We start from the raw sequence: 17,662 nt of genomic DNA, 5'->3' as shown, positions 1-17,662 counted from the left end.
GAGAGGGCAGCGCGGCCGAACCACTGATCAGGGATACACACATCGGCGTCACATGCTCGACATCCGAAGCGGTTGCTTCCCCTAGGGGGTAGGGGTATAGGTTGCTCGCATCAACGGGGAGCTTGGGTTTCTCCGGCTGCTGTCACGTGGGCCGGTCTGTCGCCAACGTGACACGAGATCAACCACCACCCAGGCAGAGAAAGGTCCAGGCAATGATCGTCAAGGTCAGAGGCGTCCTGCTCCGATTCACCAACTATGAGAACGACATCGCGATCGGCGGCGCCACAGTGCGCGAGGGCCTGACAGCTCTCACCGAGCGCTATCCCAACCTCGCCGAGGTGCTCCTGGACCGCGAGGGAAGCATCCGCTCGACGCACCTCATCGCCCTCAACGGCGAACAGCTCTCCCCGAGCGAGCTGGACCGGGAGGCCACCGAGGACGACCGGGTGGACATCGTCACCGCGGTGTCCGGGGGCTAGGCCCCGATGCCGCGCACTTCCAGCTACGAAGTCGTACTCGACGCGGGCATGTTCGCTCCCACCCAGCTTCAGGTCACCACCGTCGGCAGACTCGGATTCCAGGCCGGCACCCGCTGGGTGCGCGATCACGTGTGCAGTCACCGCAGGCTGGTGTCGGAGCACGGGGTGGGACTCGTCCTGTGGGCATGGCATCTGGAGTACGAGAAGCCGCTGCGGTTCCACGACGCCGACGCCGTCACCATCGATGTCGCCGCCCGGATACGCGGACCACGCGCCTCCCAGCTGGAGTTCGAGACGACGCTCTCCGGCCCCGCGGGAGTGGCGGTGCGCACGCGCGCCACGTCGGTTCCGCTGCGACTCAGCGGTGACTCGGCGCTCTCCGGCACACCGGCCACACTCCCCGGCTCACTCGTCACCGCGTTCCACGACGACGAAGTCGAGCGCACGCCGTACCGGTCCCCCGTGCGCGCCTTGCGGGCGCAGTTCGAACGGGACGGTGAATTACTGGCGTCGAGCGCCGAGGATCTGCCGAGCTTCCGTATCCACCGCCACCACTGCGAGGTGGCCGATCAGTGGTACTGGGCCGAGTCCCTCGGCTTCGCCGGAGGGGCACGGGAAGAGTTCGTCCGGCGGCACGGCACGAACATCCCGGAGCTGCGTGACGCCTTGTCCGGCGGGATCCGCCGGATCGACGCCACGTGGCTGCGGACCGGCCAGCTGTGGGACCTGCTCCAGGTCCGCACCACCGTCTACCGCCACCGCGAGGGCATCGCCTTCGTCCACGCGCTGGAGTCCGCCGACGAGGCGGACAGACCGTACGCGATCATCGTGGAGCGCACATGACCAACGGGGAAAACCCACCGCCATCCCAACTTTCCACATGCGACGTGGCGGCGGAGTTCGAGCAAGCACTGGGCTGCCCCTTCGATCCCGGCACCGGCATGTCGCTGGCCGGCGGAATGCTCGCGGACGAGCGCGAAGCGGAGCCCACCGCCGCCTATGAGGCGGCCTGGGCAGCGGGCCTGCACCACCACATCGTGCCCGGCTCCGAAGGTGGCCGGCTCGTGTCGTTCGAGTCCATGCTGGGCGTGGTGCGGGCAGCGTCACGTCGGGACCTGGCCGTCACGATCGGATTCGGATCCACACTGCTCGCCGCGATGCCGATATGGGTGTGGGGCGACAAGGAACAGCGGAGCAGAGTCGCCGAGCTCATCCTGTCCGGCGCCTGGGGCACGGCCGCCATCAGCGAGAAGGCGGCCGGAAGTGATCTGCTGGCCACCGGCACCCGCGCCGCCCCGACCGCCGGCGGGTATGTGCTGAATGGGGAGAAGTGGCTGGTCGGCAACGGCCGGAGGTCCTCATTCGCCACCGTTCTCGCGGCGTCCGAGCCATCCTTCGGGTTGTTCCTGGTCGACTTCGCCGCAGTCGATGACGACGCGGTGCAACGACTGCCGAAGGTACCCACCCACGGGCTGCGCGGGCACGACCTGAGCGGATTCACCCTCGATGGCTGCCGGGTCGGCGCCGATGCCGTCCTCGGCAGACAGGGACGCGGCGTCGAAATGGTCGCCGGAATGCTCCAGTTCACCCGGACGATGGTCGGTGGGACCAGCCTGGGCGCCGCCGACACCGCTCTGCGGATCGCGCTGCGCCACGCACGGACGCGTGTGCTGTACGGAAGTCCGGCGCTCGAGATGGCGCCGATCCGCTCGCTGCTGGCGCGTGCCTTCGCCGACGTACTGGTCGCCGAGTGCACCGAGTTGGCCGCGGCCCGGGCGCTCGACGTGGCACGGCAACGGATGCCGCTGTGGTCCGCGGTGGCCAAGTACGTGGTACCGGCCTTCTGCGTGGATGCCGTGAACGACTGCGGTGAGATCCTGAGCGCACGCGCCTATCTGCGCGAGGGCATCGCACACGGCGCCTTCCAGAAGCTGGCGCGCGACATCGCGATCACCCCGGTGTTCGAGGGCACACAGCTGGTCCAGCTGGACACCATCCGTGCCCAACTGGCCAGCGGCGTACGGCGATTCGGCGACGGCGGGACACGCGCCGAACTGTCTCCGGCCATGCTGTTCGGCTTCGGCGAGCAGCCCGCCCCACCGCCCGCGCCTCGCGACCATCGCCCGTCGATCATCTACGGCGGCGTCGATGAGGTGACCGGCCTTCTTGATGACGCCGTCGGGGCCCTCCACGACGACCCGGAACTCGCCTCGCTCGCGCGCCTGCTGCGCACGGCGCGCGACCGGACCCGGGAGACCATCCGCAGGCTCGGCACGCAGCGGACGGCCGAGGCGTATGACGCGGCCCGCCGGCACAGCCTGGTACACGCGGGTGCCTGCTGTCTGCACACGTGGATCCAACGCCGGCACGCCCTCGGCGGCCTGGCCACGGACCGAGCCTGGCTCTCGGTGGCGCTGCGCCGCGTGGTGGCGCGGCTCGGCTCCCCCGTCGAGCCCGACTGGGAAGCGGAAGAGCAGCTGGTGCGACGACTCGCAGACCTCGACGACGACGACCAGGCGTTCTCTCTCGTCCCGCTGCGCCTCGCGCCGCAGCACCGAGAGCCGACGCCGGCCTGAACCCAGGAGGACGCCATGACCACCGCTCACGGCATCACCGAGCCCGTCGGCAGCCGGCTTTCATCTCTGATCGCAGAACTGCTCGGCACGAATGAGCAGGAGATCCCCTTCGACCGGCCGCTCGGCGAACTCGGTATGGACTCGCTGACCGCGGCTCAGCTCTCCGCGGACCTCGAGGAGCGCTTCGGCGCCCTCATCTCACTCGAGCGTTTCCTCGGCGAGGAGACGCTCTCGGAATTGGTACACCAGCTGGAACGCGACGCCGCCGCGGCCGCGACCAGCGCGGCACAGGAGGCCGGAGCGTGACGTCAGAAACACCGCAGGCCGACCTGGCGCACCCCTTCGGCCAGGGCCACCGCACGCTGGAGGCGGAGATCGAGCAGATCCGGAGTGAGGCCCGGCGCCGCTTCGGAGGCTTCGTACAGGAGACAGTCAACCCAGGCTCGTACTTCCGCGAACGCGACTGGCGTCTGGTCGACAAGCGCCTCCTGGCGCGAGCGGCCGAGATCGGGCTGCTCCAGTTCTCCCTGCCGCCCCACGTCGGTGGCGCGGGGCGGGACAAGTTCGCGTGGGGCGTCGTGGTCGAGGAACTCGCACGGCTCTCACTCGATCCCGGCTTCTCCGTGCTCGTCGACACCACCGTCGAGATCGCCGAGGTGCTTCTGTCCGGGGACGGACAGGAGCTCATCGAGGCTTATGTCCCGGATCTCGTCGCGGGCCGGCGCTTCGTCGCGCTGGGCGCCTACGAGAGCAAGGACCCCTACGACTATGAGTGCACGGCACGGCGCGAGGGCGAGGAGTGGGTGCTCAGCGGCACCAAACACTTCGTCACCGGTGGTTTGCCCGCCGATCTGTTCGTCATGTTCGTCCGCGACGAGGTCTCCCACGACATCCTCGCGTTCGTGGTCGAGAAGGACGACCCCGGCGTCGCGGTCATACCGCTGGAAACCATGGGGCTGCGCACCATGGGCCTGGCCCAGGTGGTTCTGCACGATGTGCGGGTGCCCGGGTGGCGGCAGGTGTGGCATGCCGACGCGCTCAGCAGGTTCAACACGTACGCGCGCGGCCGCCGGATCATGACCGCGTGTGGCATCACCGGCGCGCTGCAGGGCGTGATCGAAAACTGTGTCGCGGCGCTGTCCACGCGCAGGCGCAGCGGGCGCCGCGTACTCGATTACCCGAACGTCGAACGCTCCATCGGCGAGATGCGCATGCTGCTCGAGGCATCCCGCGCAACCGTCCACCGGGCGCTGGACGGCACCCGCGCACCGGACCGGGACGAATTCTTCGACGAGTTCGCCACCGTCGCCAAGCACCACGCCGCCGAGAGCGCGGTGCGCATCGGCCAGCTGGTGATGAATCTCCAGGGCGGTGAAGGCTACATCAGCGCCTTCCCGTGGGAGCGCTTCATGCGCAACGTACTGGGGATGATCGGTGGTCAGGGCTCCCAGGAACTGCTGCTCATGCAGTTGGGGCAGCGCACCATCGTCGGTCTGGAGGGCAAGCGCGTACGCGAGGATGCCGCCGAGTTCTCCGTGGCCAAGCTGGCGGACTCCTGGTGGGCCCTGCACGCGGCCGAAGCCGTCGTGTCGGATCCCGCCGGGGAGTTCGCCGAGGCCGCGCGGTCGGTGGTGTCGGCGGCCGGGCTCGCGTCGGCCGACACGGATCCGGGCCGGCACGGCGAGCTGGTCGCGTTTCTCGACCGCGCGCACGCCCTGGCGGAGGCCGTCCGGTCCGGGCAAGTTCCCGACGCCATGCCCCGGGGGCCTGAGGGACTGTTCCCCGGACGCCTCGAAGGCGTGGCCCGGGTGGCGTGGAGCTGGCTGGCGTGCGCCATCGCTCAGGAAACGGGTCTGCTGGCGCGGCTGCTGCGGCCGTGCACGGTGAAGGAGGCGGCCGCGGACCTGCCCGAGGACTTCGCGCGCGACCTCCTCACGCTCTTGGTCGGTGCCTCACTCGTCCACCCGGACACCCATGGTCGCTACAGCGTTGACCAGCGCCTGGAGCAGGCACTCCTCGGCGGCCCTCGTACCTCGGCGTTCGCCACGCGGCTGCGTCGCGCGCTGGTCCGCGCCGCGCAACTGCGAACGGGGAAGCCGGCCGCGGGGCGCGAACTGATGGCCGGATGCGGTGACGAGGCGCCGGTGCTCGCCGACGTCCTGGTCAACTCCTCGCTCGGCAGGCTGGAAGGGCTGCCGGATCTGCTGGTCGCTCCCGGCGCACGGGTGGGATGCGCGGCCGGTGACGGCGGCGGGTCCGCGGCCGCACTGGCGCGGAACATCCCCTTCGCGTCGGTACTCGCGTTGGAGCCGCGGCAGACGGCCCCGAACGCGACCGCTGATGTCCGGGTGGAGACCCGGGCCTGCGACCTCGATGGTTTCGAGGAAGACGACGGACTGGCCCTCGCGTGGCTGCCGACCGCCGGGCTGCCGACCGCCGATCTGCGGCGGGCCGTCGCCGCCTGCGCGGCGGCCTTGGTGCCCGGCGGCTGGATCGTCCTGCCGACCCCCCTTCCGCCGAAGCGCCCGATCGGTGCGGCGGCGGCGCGCCTCGAACGCGAACTCGCCGGTAGGACGGAGCCGGCACAGGGGGGCGTCGAGGCCCTGCTGAAGGAGGCGGGGCTGGGGCTCGTCCGGACGGTGTGGGAGGACGCGGTGCTCGGCATCCGCCTCACCGCGGCGCGTCGCCCGTAGCCGTATTGGCCCTGGTCGGCCCTTGAGCCTGTGAGCACGGCGGCCCGGAGCCTCACGTCCCGGGCCGCCCCTCGCGGCCGCTCTTTCCGAAACACCCATGAAACCCAGCAATGGAGAGTCTTCGCATGTCCGCAGATCGAGCGCCATCGCCCACGAGGTGGTGGACACTCGGGATCGTCGCGCTCGGCACATTCATGCTGATGCTCGACCTCAGCGTGGTGGCCGTCGCACTCCCTGACATCCAGGAGTCACTGCGCAGCAGCTTCGCCGACCTCCAGTGGGTCTTCGACGCGTACGCGCTCACGCTGGCGATCTTCCTGGTGGCCGCGGGCTCACTCGCCGATCGCCACGGTCGGAAGAAGGTCTTCCAAGTGGGCTTCGCGGTCTTCACCATCGCCTCATTGGCCTGCGGTCTCGCCGGCGACGCCACCGCCCTGAGCGTCTTCCGGGCGATCCAGGGCGTCGGCGCCGCCATCATGTTCGCCGTGGGCCCCGCCATGCTGAGCCACGAGTTCCACGGCAAGGAGCGCGCCACCGCCTTCACCGTCTTCGGCGCCGCCGTCGGCCTCGCCGTCGCCACCGGGCCCCTCATCGGCGGCTCCCTGACCAGCTCCCTGTCCTGGCGCTGGATCTTCTACTTCAACGTTCCCATCGGGGTCATCGCCCTCCTCATCGGCGTGTTCCGCGTCCGTGAGTCGATGAACCGCCGCGCTCACCCCACCGACTGGCCCGGCCTGGTCACCTTCAGCATCGCCCTCGGCGCCCTGGTCTTCGCCACCATCCGCGCCCCCGAAGAAGGCTGGACCAGTGCCCTCACCCTCACTCTCTACGCCGTGAGCATCGCCTTCCTCGCGCTCTTCGTGGCCATCGAACGCCGCATGGGCGAACGCGCCATGTTCGACCTCGCGTTCTTCCGCAATCCCACCTTCGTCGGCATCTCCCTCGTTGCCATGATCGGTAACGCCGGAGCCCTGCCCTCGATCTTCTTCGAGACCGGTTACCTGCAGAACATGCTCGGTATGGACGCCTGGGAAGCCGGCCTGCGCTTCCTGCCCCTGACCATCGCCATGTTCGTCACCGGCGCCATCAGCGGCAGCCTCATCGGCAAGGTGCCCTTCCGTTTCCTCCTCGGCACCGCCCCTGCCGTCATGGCCACGGGTCTGCTCTTCCTCAACACGACCGAGGCCGACTCCGCCTGGACCGTCCTCATCCCCGCGTTCGTCATCGCCGGATTCGGCATGGGCATCTTCAATCCCGCCCGCGCCGCCCTCGCCGTCGAGGTCGCCGAACCCGCCAAATCCGGCGTCGCCTCGGGCATCAACGAAACCTTCCAGCAAGTCGGCATCGCCATCGGCATCGCGGGGGTCGGCGCCTTCTTCCAGAACCGCGTCGCCGACGGCTTCACCACCTCCGAAGTCGGCGGACAACTCGGCCACGACAAGGCCGACGGGGCCGCCGAAGCCATCAGCTCCGGCTCTCTGGAAGCGGTGGCACAAGAAGGCGGCGGCGCCATGCGCGACCAGATACTGAGCGCCGGACAGGACGCCTACATGGACGCCTTCCACAGCGCCATGAACGTCTGCGCCGCCCTCGGCTTCATCGCCGCCCTCGTCGGCTTCCTCATGATCCGCACCAAGGATCTCCACCACCACAGCGCACCGTCCGTCGTTCGCCCCACCAGCGACCGCGTGACCGCGCTGTAGCCAGGCGGACTTCACGGAGCCGGGCGATCGTCCTTGGCGAGCAGGGCGGCAACGAGAAGGGCGCCGAGCGCGAGGAGGCCCGCCGCGACGGTGAGGGCGAGGGAGAAGCCCTCCGTGGCGGCGTGCACGGGGCCCGCCTCCGCGGTCAGGGCCTCGGTGCGGCGCGTGGCCAGGGCGACCAGGACCGCCAGTCCCACGGCCCCGCCGATCTGCTGGACGGAACCGAAGACGGCAGAGCCGAGGCCCGCGTTTTCCTCGGTGGTGCCCGCGACGGCGGTGACGGTGAGGGTGGGCAGGCTCAGCCCGGTGCCCAGGCTGGTGACGAGCATGCCGGGCAGCACCCCGGACGCGTAGCCGTCGCTCGGCGCCACACCGGAGAGCAGCAGCAGGCCGATGGAGCAGATCAGGAGCGATCCGATGAGGGTCCGGCGCGCGCCGAGTGCGGTCAGGGCGCGGGAGGAGAGCCACATGCCCGCGAGGATGCCGGCGCCGTAGGGCAGATAGGCGATTCCGGCCGTGAGGGGGCCGTATCCCAGCACGGTCTGAAGGTGGATCATCAGCAGGAAGGACATCGCGTACATGGCTACGGAGAACAGCAGGGTCGTGGCATTGGCGACGGCGCGGGTGCGGTGGGCCAGGAACGCGAGCGGCACCAGGGGCTCGGCCGTACGTGACTCGGCCACCAGGAACGCGAGGGCCAGGGCGACGGCGAGGAGCACCGGTCCGACGGACGTCACGTCGTCCCAGCCCGATTCGCCGGCCTGGAGCAGGCCGTAGACCAGGGACACGACGGCGCCGGTGCCCAGAACCGTGCCGGGGACGTCCACTCGTGCCCGGCGGGTGGCCCGGCTCTCGGCGACCAGTCCGGGAAGGAGTACGAGGGCCAGTGCGGCCACCGGCGGATTGATCAGGAAGATCCAGCGCCAGGAGGTGAAACCGGTCAGCACACCGGAGATCACCAGGCCCATCGTGCCGCCCAGCGCCGCGATGCCACCCCAGATGCCGAGCGCCTTGGCGCGCTCCTCGGTTCCCGGGAAGAGGAGGGTGATCAGGGACAGCGAGGCCGGACCGGCCATGGCCGCGCCCGCACCCTGGACGAACCGCCCGGCGACGAGCTGCCAGGGCTCCGCCGCGAGCCCGCAGACGAGGCTCGCGGCGCCGAACAGCGCCACGCCGCCGAGAAAGACGCGCCGGCGGCCCAGCAGGTCGGCCGCGCGGCCGAACAGCAACAACAGTCCGCCGAAGGCGAGGAAGTAGGCGTTGACGACCCAGGCCAGGCCCGCGGCGCCGAAGCCGAGGTCGTCCCGGACGCTGGGGAGGGCGACGTTCACCACGGTGTCGTCCAGGACGAGCATGAACTGCACGAAACACAGCACGACGAGTGCGAGTCCGCGACGGCTCCCGGCCGTCGGCGCGGTCTGCGTGTCCGTCGTGCGCGGGCGCCTCCGGCGCGAATGACTGATCGGCATACGAGCGACGCTATGCACGGGTTGTGTCGGCCACTATCCGCAATGGGGCCACGCCGTATCGCGTTGAGGCCATACGCTGTGTCGCATGACCGAGGCCGTCTCCGGCGCCGTCCCCGCGGGTGTCGGGGCGATCGTCGTGGGGAAGTTCCCGTTGTCGTCCGGTGAGTGGATCCCCGCGCACAGCCATCCGGAACACCACATGCTGGCCTGGACACGGCGCGGTGTGCTCGGCGTGGCCGTGGACGACACCTACTGGGTGCTGCCGCCGACCCGGGCGCTGTGGGTGCCCGCTGGAATCGTGCACCGGTCCGGCGCCACCCGTGAGGCGGTGTTGTGCAGTGTCTACATCGACCAGGCACGATGCGGTCTGCACTGGGCGGAACCCACACCCGTCGGCGTCGACGGGATGCTCGCCCACCTGATCACCTACCTCGGCCGGGACGACCTCGCCGATGATGCGCGGCTGCGCGCCGAGGCGGTCCTGCCGGACCTCCTCCGCCCGCTGCCGGCCCTGCCCATCGACGTACCGCAACCTGCCGACGACCGCGTGCGGGCCGTGGCCGGCGCGCTGCTCGCCGATCCCTCGGACCGGCGGAGCCTCGAAGCGCATGCCCGGGCCGTCGGGGTGAGCCGACGCACCTTGACCCGGCTGTTCGTCCAGGACACCGGCATGAGCTTCGACCGCTGGCGCACCCATGTGCGGCTGCGCGCCGCGCTGGCCCTCCTCGCCGAGGGGCGTCCCGTGTCCGGTGTCGCACACGCCGTGGGATACGCGACCCCGAGCGCTTTCCTCACCGCGTTCCGCCGAACCGTGGGCACCTCCCCGAGGCGTTACCTCGACGGCGACGTGTCGCTCGACGCGGCTCCCTTCACGCCACCATCATGAGCATCATCGCGGCCATGGTTCCGCCCATACCGATATGAGCGGCCAGTGCCGCGTCCGGCGCCGCGCCGAGCCTGCGCCGTCGGCCGTGACTTCCCCGCTCCACCGCACGGGCCTTGTCCCACACCGAGAGGGTCAGCGACACCAGGAACACCACCACCGTGTCCGGCATGGCGAGCAGCCAACGCCCCCATGTACGGCTTCGGCCACTGTCGCGGTCGGCGGGGAGTTTCTCCCTGTTCGTTCCCCGGACACGGGCCCAGACGGAGGCGCAGATGGACAACAGGAAGTACACCGCGAGCGCCGCGATCACGTAACGCCAGAAGGAGCCCGAAGACGATGCGGTGGTGGAGTCGGCCGCGGAGGTCATGCCCGGCATGTCCGCCCCGTGCATCCCTCCCATGCCCTGCATCCCCTCCATGCCTTCCATGCCCTCCATGCCCTGCGTCGAGTCCATCCCGGGCATGTTCTCCATGCCCGGCATCCCGGCCATGGATGAGCCGCCCAGCGCCAGCACCGGCCCGGAGGGCGTACTCGTCATGGCGAGTGTCATGATCACCATGCCGGCGCTGCCGACGATGAGGTGCACCCAGTGGCGGCCGTGGCTCCAGCCGCTCGCCCGCGCGTGTTTGACGGCCATCATCACGCCGCCGAGCCCCAAGAGGGCGAATACCGTTGCCCACCACATGCCCTGACCGGCGTACCAGGCTGCCGTTGCGGGCATGGCCATGGCAGTCATACAGGCGCCCATCAGCACCTCGCCCCCCGCGGCGAAGCGAGTCTCCCCCCTTGTGGTCACCAGGCGGACCAAACTGACGGCGGCCACCAGCGCGGCGACCACCGCTACGGACCAGCTCAGAGTCTCCATCGTCGCTCTCCCTCATCGTCCGAGTGCGGCCTTCGGTGCCTCGTGCGGCATCGACTGCTGAGCCCCTGAGTACGTAGGAGCTTAGGAGAGCGTTCAGCCTTACCCCTACCGGGTATATTGGCGGGGTCGCTCACCGCGAGCAGGGAGGGAAGCCATGACGACAGCCGGATCCGGGCCGGACCGCGCCCGTGGTGGCGCCGTCCGCTGGACGCGGGCCGCCGCTGTCGCGCTGCTCGCCGCGCTCGCCGTCCTCCTCCACCACGAGGTCCCCTCCTCGGTGCATGCCCCCGCCATGGCCGGGATGGCGCGCATGGCCCATGCGCCCTCGGCGACGACGGCCGCGGACGGGGGTGGGCACAACGACACCGCACAGGCTTCCACCCCGGCCGCGCACGGTGACGGTGGGCTCTGTTCCGGCACGGCCATGCAGCACTGCTCGACCGCAGGCGTCGACGCCGTGAAGTTCGTGCCACCGAGCGAGCCCTGGGGCGGTCGCGAGGGCGACACCCACGCCACCCCGACGGGTCGCTTCGTCCCCGGCACGGTGAGTCGGGCGCCGCCCGACCTTTCCGCTCTCTCTCGACTGCTCCTGTAGGCCGCCCCCTCCACGGCATCTCCGCGTCCGCGTACGCGATCAGCCGTGCCCGCGTGCGACCGAACAGAAGGCACATCGAGAAGAGGACACCATCATCGTGAACAGCATCAACCGGCGCTCCGTCCTGCTGGCCGGGCTCGGCGTCGCGGGCGCGGGCGCGCTCGCCGCCTGCGGTGGCTCCGGCGGCGACGCAGGCGGAGCCACCGCCCTGGTCAAGCCGTCCGACCCGGCCGTGGCCGCCGCCGAGAAGAAGCGCACCAGTACCGGCAAGGTGCACAAACTGACCCTGACCGCGGCGCCCGCCATGCTGGAGCTCGGCGGCGGCGTCATGGCCAAGAGCTGGGCCTTCGGCGGGCAGGCTCCCTGCAAGGAGGTCCGGGTGTCGGCCGGTGACACCGTGGCCGCCGAGCTCTCCAATCAGCTACCGCACAAGACGGCCACGTCCGTCCACTGGCACGGCCTCGCGTTGCGCAATGACATGGACGGCGTCCCCCCGGCCACCCAGACCGCCGTCCGGGCCGGATCCACCTTCACCTACCGCTTCATCGCCGAGACCCCCGGTACGTACTTCTTCCACCCACACGTCGGTGTCCAGCTCGACCGCGGGTTGTACGCGCCGCTGATCGTGGAGGACCCGAAGGAGCCACTGTCCTACGACGACGAATGGGTCGTCGTCCTGGACGACTGGGTCGACGGCGTGACCGGTACACCCGACGAGGTCTTCGCCGAACTGCGGCGGGGCATGGGCGGGATGGACATGGGCGGCCACGACATGAGCGGCATGAGCGGCATGGACATGAGCGGAGACGAGGACCGGAAGAACGCCTCACCGTCCGCGCCCACGTCCGCCTCCGGCGACGGTATGTCGATGAAGTTCATGCTGATGGGCGCCGACAGCGCTCTGCTCGGCGGGGACGCCGGCGACGTGAAGTACCCGTACCACCTGATCAACGGCCGCGTCCCGGCCGACCCGGACGTCCATGCCGGCAAGCCCGGCAAGCGGATCCGCCTGCGGATCATCAACGCGGGCGGCGACACCGCCTACCGCGTCGCGCTCGGCGGCCACAAGATGACCATCACCCACACCGACGGCTTCCCCGTCGAGCACCGGCAGACCGACGCCCTGCTGATCGGCATGGGTGAGCGCTACGACGTACTGGTCACGCTCGCCGATGGCGTCTTCCCGCTCGTCGCGCTCGCCGAGGGGAAGAACACCAGCGGCATGGCCCTGGTCCGCACCGGCTCCGGCAGGGCCCCGAAGGCCACCGTCCGCCCGAAGGAACTGAACGGCACGATCGTGACGGCCTCCCAGCTTCGCGCGGCGGACGACGTCCGGCTGCCGTCGAAGAAGGTCGACCGGGTGCACCGCGTCGACCTGACCGGCGGTATGACGAAGTACAACTGGGCCATCAACGGCAAGCCGTTCGACATGAGCGATCCGACGGCAGCGCCCCTCGTGATCGAGGAAGGGCAGCGGGTCCGGCTCGATTTCGTGAACCGCACGGGCATGTGGCACCCGATGCATCTGCACGGCCACACGTACCAGCTCGGGAGTTCCGGACCCCGTAAGGACACCGCGATCGTGCTGCCGAAGAAGAAGCTGTCCGTGTTCTTCGACGCCGACAACCCCGGCCGGTGGATGCTGCACTGCCACAACGCCTACCACGGGGAGGCCGGAATGATGGCGCTGGTGGCCTATCAAGCCTGACGTGCGAGATCGTGACTGAGGCTGTCCACCAGGCCGCGGGCGTCTGTCCCCATCCGCCGGCGATGACCGGCGGATGGGGACAGGCGCCGAGGCCGCGTCCTCGAAGGGAGTGGAGTTCAGTCGAGAAGGTCGAGCGCGGCGGTGACGATGCTGGCGGTGGCGATGCGGTGGTAGCGGTAGACGTCCTCGAGCGCGCCGGACCGGCCGAATCGGGTGACGCCGAGGGAGGCGGTGGGCGTGTTCCGGATCCACAGACCACCCTCGCAATCGGGACCATGTCCTGGACAGATTTGCGTTGTGCGCCGCCAGTAGACCTACGGCTCTTCGCCTGCACAAGATATGCCCATGTGATGGAGCATTCTGCTCACATCCCAGGCCAATGGAGAGGCGACGACCGAGCACATGACCAGTGAACGAACCCTCGATGCCACGGACGCCCGGATCCTGCTCGCCCTGGCCACCGATCCACGGGCCACCGTCGTCGCCCTGGCCGAGCAGCTGAGGCTGTCCCGCAACACCGTCCAGGCCCGGGTGGCCAGGATGGAACAGGGTGGCGCGCTGGGCTCCTTCGAACGCCGGATCACCCCGAACGCGCTGGGCCACCCGCTCACCGCGTTCGTCACCGCGCAGGTCAATCAGCACCAGCTGGCCGAGGTGTCCGAGGCGCTGGCGGGCATCGCCGAGGTCGTGGAGGTCTTCGGCCTCAGTGGCGAGACCGATCTGCTCGTACGGGTGGTCGCCGCGGACGCTGAGGACCTGTACCGGATCGCGGGACAGATCCTCGCCATCCCCGGCATCGAGCGCACCGCGACGGCCCTGGCCATGCGCGAACTGGTGCCGCACCGCCTCACCCCGCTGCTGCGCCATGCCGCGCGGGGCGGCAGTCGGCAACCGGGGCGGTGATCCGTCAGAAGGGCCCTAGGTGAGGGGGTCAGTACCGATCTCTTCGATCAGGTGCGAGAGGAAGGCCCGCACCGCCGCGGGCAATGCGCGCCGTGCCATCGACTGGATCTGCATGCTCCGGCCGCTCAGCTCCGGGTTGCGGATGGGAACCATCGCCAGGCGGTCGACGCCGAGCCGCCGCCGCGCCGTCAGCGGACCGACCAGGGTGACCCCACCGCGTAGCTGCGCGAAACTCTGCAGCGCACCCGAGTAGTTGCTGACGAACACGGGCTCGAAGCTCAGCCCTTCCAGCGCGACGCAGATGTCGAAGAGCTGCCGCACCGTGGTGCCCTCGTCCATCAGCGCGAGCGGGTACTCCAGCAGGTCCGCCAGCTCGACGTACTCCCGGTACGCCAGCGGGTGCTCGTCGGGCATCAGCGCGTACATCGGCTGCTGCTGCGAATACTCGACCCTGATTCCCTCTTCCGGCCCGAGGCTATAAGTGACGGCCAGGTCCACCGTGCCGTCTATCACCTGCCGCGTCGCCGCAGCCGGACCGGTGACATTCAGCCGGAACCGCACCCCCGGATAGTTTTCCCGAAATGCGGTGATAGCCGCCGGCAGGAAATCGCGCGCGAAACCCTCGGAGCACGCGAGTTTGACGGTACTGCGGTGCAGGGCCTCGACGCCGTGCACGTCGGCGAGCACCTGCTCGGCCTCGAGCGCGCTGCGCCGGGCGTAGGCGGTGAGGATCTCGCCCGCCTCCGACAGCACCATCCCCCGCGGCTGCCGCTCGAACAGCGGCGCCCCGACGTCCTGCTCCAGCTTCGCGATCTGCCTGCTGATCGCCGACGAGGCCACGTGCAGGCGCTCCGATGCCTCGCTGATCGAACCGGTGCGCGCGACCTCGAGGAAGTAGCGCAGCGACACGGGCAGGAGATGCATTGGGAGAATGTACTGCACGGCGAAGCGCGTCCACCGAGGGTGGCGGGGAAGCGACCGGACGTAGCCGTTGCCGTCAGGGCAATACCCCCCTCGAAAACGTGCAATTGTCCGCCGTGGGGCTGCTCCGTAAACTCCACGCACCGGCCGAACGCATTGTAAATCGCACGTTTCCGATGTTAAGGGTAATGATGACCCGTGCTGCCGTGATCGCTTGCGCCACCGAATACTACGATTCCGGGGAATTCCTCGCCGAGCTCGGCCGCCGGGTCGCGTTCGCGACCGAAAGCCAGGACGGGGCGCGGGCGGGGGCGCGGGAGCGGCGTTCCTACCTCACCGACGAGCTGGCCCCGGCGCTCACCGGCCGGCTGGGCTGCGAGGCGCGCGTCCTCGACAACCCCGCCGGCGACTACCCGCTGCTGATGGCGACCCGGCACGAGGACGATGAGCTACCCACGGTGCTGGTCTACGGCCACGGCGACGTCGTCCTCGGCGAGCCGGAGCGGTGGCGGCCCGGCCTCGATCCGTGGCAGGTCGTGGTCGAGGGCGACCGCTGGTACGGCCGCGGCACCGCCGACAACAAGGGCCAGCACACCATCAACTTCGCGGCACTCGAGCAGGTGCTCCGCGTACGCGGCCGGCTCGGCTTCAATCTCAAGGTGCTGGTCGAGACCGGGGAGGAGACCGGTTCGCCGGGCCTGCGCGCGGTCTGCGCCCAACTGCGGGACGAGCTCGCCGCCGACGTGCTCATCGCGTCCGACGGGCCGCGCGTGGCCGCGGAACGGCCGACGGTGTTCCTCGGTTCACGCGGCTCCACCCCGTTCACGCTGCGGGTCGACCTGCGCGAGGGCTCCTACCACTCCGGCAACTGGGGCGGCCTGCTGCGCAACCCGGCGACCGTGCTGGCGGGCGCGCTCGCCACCATCGTCGACGCGCGGGGCCGCCTCCTCGTCTCCGGTCTGCGGCCTCGTGAGATCCCCGAGAACGTCAGGGAAGCCTTGCGCGACATCACGGTCGGCGGCGGACCGGACGATCCGCCCCTCGACGACGGCTGGGGCGAACCCGGGCTCACCCCGGCCGAGCGCCTCGTCGGCTGGAACACCCTCGAGGTACTCTCGCTCGCCGCCGGCAACCCGGACAGCCCGGTCAACGCCATTCCCGGCAGCGCACACGCGCACTGCCAGCTCCGGTCCGTGGTCGGCACCGACGTCGACAAGCTCGGCGTCATTCTCCGTGACCACCTGGACGAGCACGGATTCCCCATGGTCGACGTCGAGGTCGGCACAACCATGCCGCCGACCCGGACAGATCCGGACGACCCCTGGGTGCGCTGGGCGCTCGGCTCGATCAGCCGCACCACCGGCGCGAAACCCGCCCTGCTGCCGAATCTCGGCGGCAGCATTCCCAATCACGCCTTCGCCGACGAGCTGGGGTTGTGCACGCTCTGGATCCCGCACTCCTACCCCGCCTGCGCCCAGCACGCCCCGGACGAACACCTGCTGGCCCCCGTGGCGCGGGAGAGCCTGCGCATCATGGCCGGCCTGTTCTGGGACCTCGGCGAGGACTCCCCCGTGAGGAGCCACCCATGACCGTCAAGACAGTCTCACCTCCCGAGGCGCCGGTGAACGTGCGCCGCGTCATCGTCGCCGCGTCCATCGGGAACGCGCTGGAATGGTTCGACATCCTCGTCTACGGCTTCTTCGCCACGACGATCTCGAACCAGTTCTTCCCCACAGCCGACGAGACCGTGTCACTTCTGCTGACGCTCGGCACGTTCGCGGTGGCCTATGTGGTCCGTCCCATCGGGGCGCTCATGCTCGGCGCGTATGCCGACCGTGCCGGGCGCAAGCGTGCGCTCATGCTGTCGATCCGGCTCATGATGGTCGCGACGCTGCTCATCGCGCTCATGCCGCCGTACGCGAAGATCGGGCTCGTCGCGCCGATCGCGATCCTGCTCGCCCGGCTCGTCCAGGGCTTCTCCGCGGGCGGGGAGTTCGGCAGCGCCACCGCTTTCCTCGTCGAGCACGCGCCCGAGAAGCGCGGTTTCATGGCCAGCTGGCAGTTCGCGAGCCAGGGGCTCGCGACGCTGCTCGCGTCGTTGTTCGGCACGGTGCTCACGACCACGCTGTCCGAGGCGGAGCTGGAGTCGTGGGGTTGGCGCATCCCCTTCCTCTTCGGTTTGCTGATCGGCCCGGTCGGCTACTACATCCGGCGTTACGTCGGCGAGGCCGGTGAGTTCGTCAAGACCGCGGACGAGGAGCGCGCGCCGGTCAAGGAGACGTTCTTCACCCAGAAGGACCGCATGCTCGTGGCCATGGGCGCGCTCGCCGTGTCCACCGCGATCAGCTACTTCATCACCTACATGCCCACGTTCGCGGTGAAGGAACTGGACCTGCCGGCGTCGACCGGATTCGCATCCACCTTGGTCACCGGGATCGTGCTGACCGGCCTGACTCCCGTGGTGGGTCACCTGTCGGACCAGTTCGGCCGCACCCGGATCATGCTGATCTTCGGGACGCTGATCCTCGCGCTGGTATACCCGAGCCTCGCGTTCTTGATCGCCGCCCCGAGCTTCGCGGTGATACTCGGCGTGATGTTCCTGGTCGGCGTGTTGAAGGCAGGCTACTTCGCGCCGCTGCCCGCGATGATGGCGGAGCTGTTCCCCGTCACCAGCCGGGCCACCGGCCTCGCGGTGAGCTACAACATCGCCGTGATGCTGTTCGGTGGCACGACGCCGCTGGTGATCGTCTGGCTCGTCGACGTGACCGGCAGCAAGCTCGCGCCGACCTTCTACCTGATGTTCCTGGCCGTGCTCAGCCTGTCCTGCGTGGTGTTCGCGCGGCGCAGGCTCAGCGTTCGCTGAA

The 17,662-nt window shown here is 69.8% G+C and carries 15 protein-coding genes; 12 read left to right on the top strand and 3 right to left on the bottom strand.

Annotation, left to right across the window (positions count from 1 at the left end):
- Nucleotides 1-212: 212 nt before the first annotated feature.
- From ACH4SI_RS01065 to ACH4SI_RS01040, 6 genes are all read left to right on the top strand, one after another.
- Nucleotides 213-479 (top strand): MoaD/ThiS family protein, encoded by a 267-nt coding sequence (locus tag ACH4SI_RS01065; RefSeq protein ID WP_398291161.1) that lies wholly within the window; start codon nt 213-215, stop codon nt 477-479.
- A 6-nt stretch (nt 480-485) separates the two neighbouring features.
- Nucleotides 486-1,322 carry an acyl-CoA thioesterase gene (locus tag ACH4SI_RS01060; protein WP_398291159.1) on the top strand — a complete coding sequence of 279 codons (837 nt, stop codon included), beginning with the start codon at nt 486-488 and terminating at the stop codon, nt 1,320-1,322.
- Entirely contained in the window at nt 1,319-3,055 is a 1,737-nt protein-coding gene (locus ACH4SI_RS01055) for an acyl-CoA dehydrogenase (RefSeq protein ID WP_398291157.1), read from the top strand. Before ACH4SI_RS01060 ends, ACH4SI_RS01055 begins: the two co-directional genes overlap by 4 nt.
- Before the next feature lie 15 nt (nt 3,056-3,070).
- Nucleotides 3,071-3,361 carry an acyl carrier protein gene (locus tag ACH4SI_RS01050; protein ID WP_398291155.1) on the top strand — a complete coding sequence of 97 codons (291 nt, stop codon included), beginning with the start codon at nt 3,071-3,073 and terminating at the stop codon, nt 3,359-3,361.
- Nucleotides 3,358-5,748: an acyl-CoA dehydrogenase family protein gene (locus ACH4SI_RS01045; protein WP_398291153.1), complete on the top strand. Its 2,391-nt coding sequence runs from the start codon at nt 3,358-3,360 to the stop codon at nt 5,746-5,748. The genes ACH4SI_RS01050 and ACH4SI_RS01045 overlap by 4 nt, the downstream gene beginning before the upstream one ends.
- Nucleotides 5,749-5,873: 125 nt before the next feature.
- Nucleotides 5,874-7,451, top strand: coding sequence for an MFS transporter (locus tag ACH4SI_RS01040; RefSeq protein ID WP_398291151.1), 1,578 nt, complete (start codon nt 5,874-5,876; stop codon nt 7,449-7,451).
- Nucleotides 7,452-7,462: 11 nt separating this feature from the next.
- On the opposite strand, the gene ACH4SI_RS01035 is transcribed toward ACH4SI_RS01040, so the two are convergent.
- Complete coding sequence (locus tag ACH4SI_RS01035; RefSeq protein ID WP_398291149.1) at nt 7,463-8,920, bottom strand: MFS transporter; 1,458 nt, start codon at nt 8,918-8,920, stop codon at nt 7,463-7,465.
- 85 nt (nt 8,921-9,005) lie between these two features.
- Here ACH4SI_RS01035 and ACH4SI_RS01030 point away from each other — a divergent pair, with 85 nt between their 5' ends.
- Nucleotides 9,006-9,806 carry an AraC family transcriptional regulator gene (locus tag ACH4SI_RS01030; RefSeq protein ID WP_398291147.1) on the top strand — a complete coding sequence of 267 codons (801 nt, stop codon included), beginning with the start codon at nt 9,006-9,008 and terminating at the stop codon, nt 9,804-9,806.
- On the opposite strand, the gene ACH4SI_RS01025 is transcribed toward ACH4SI_RS01030, so the two are convergent.
- Nucleotides 9,790-10,644 (bottom strand): DUF5134 domain-containing protein, encoded by an 855-nt coding sequence (locus tag ACH4SI_RS01025; protein ID WP_398291145.1) that lies wholly within the window; start codon nt 10,642-10,644, stop codon nt 9,790-9,792. The genes ACH4SI_RS01030 and ACH4SI_RS01025 overlap by 17 nt on opposite strands.
- Nucleotides 10,645-10,825: 181 nt before the next feature.
- On the opposite strand from ACH4SI_RS01025, the gene ACH4SI_RS01020 reads away from it, so the two are divergent.
- The 3 genes from ACH4SI_RS01020 (at nt 10,826) to ACH4SI_RS01010 (ending at nt 13,877) form a co-directional block, all read left to right on the top strand.
- Nucleotides 10,826-11,266 carry a hypothetical protein gene (locus ACH4SI_RS01020; protein ID WP_398291143.1) on the top strand — a complete coding sequence of 147 codons (441 nt, stop codon included), beginning with the start codon at nt 10,826-10,828 and terminating at the stop codon, nt 11,264-11,266.
- Between the two features lie 97 nt (nt 11,267-11,363).
- Nucleotides 11,364-12,974, top strand: a complete 1,611-nt coding sequence (locus ACH4SI_RS01015; protein WP_398291141.1) for a multicopper oxidase family protein — start codon at nt 11,364-11,366, stop codon at nt 12,972-12,974.
- A 402-nt stretch (nt 12,975-13,376) separates the two neighbouring features.
- Nucleotides 13,377-13,877 (top strand): Lrp/AsnC family transcriptional regulator, encoded by a 501-nt coding sequence (locus ACH4SI_RS01010; RefSeq protein ID WP_398291139.1) that lies wholly within the window; start codon nt 13,377-13,379, stop codon nt 13,875-13,877.
- A gap of 15 nt (nt 13,878-13,892) precedes the next feature.
- Here the strand turns inward: ACH4SI_RS01010 and ACH4SI_RS01005 are convergent, their stop codons facing one another.
- Nucleotides 13,893-14,801 carry a LysR substrate-binding domain-containing protein gene (locus tag ACH4SI_RS01005; protein ID WP_398291137.1) on the bottom strand — a complete coding sequence of 303 codons (909 nt, stop codon included), beginning with the start codon at nt 14,799-14,801 and terminating at the stop codon, nt 13,893-13,895.
- Between the two features lie 185 nt (nt 14,802-14,986).
- Between ACH4SI_RS01005 and ACH4SI_RS01000 the strand changes: the two genes are divergently transcribed.
- Both ACH4SI_RS01000 and ACH4SI_RS00995 read left to right on the top strand, forming a co-directional pair.
- Nucleotides 14,987-16,387 (top strand): M20 family metallopeptidase, encoded by a 1,401-nt coding sequence (locus ACH4SI_RS01000; RefSeq protein WP_398291135.1) that lies wholly within the window; start codon nt 14,987-14,989, stop codon nt 16,385-16,387.
- Entirely contained in the window at nt 16,384-17,661 is a 1,278-nt protein-coding gene (locus ACH4SI_RS00995) for an MFS transporter (RefSeq protein ID WP_398291133.1), read from the top strand. Before ACH4SI_RS01000 ends, ACH4SI_RS00995 begins: the two co-directional genes overlap by 4 nt.
- Nucleotide 17,662 lies beyond the last annotated feature (1 nt).

Source organism: Streptomyces sp. NPDC021212 (assembly GCF_044332925.1).
In the GTDB taxonomy this organism is placed as follows: Bacteria; Actinomycetota; Actinomycetes; order Streptomycetales; family Streptomycetaceae; genus Streptomyces.
Note: the sequence above shows the minus strand (reverse complement) of the source record. Positions and strands in the feature narration are given on the sequence as shown.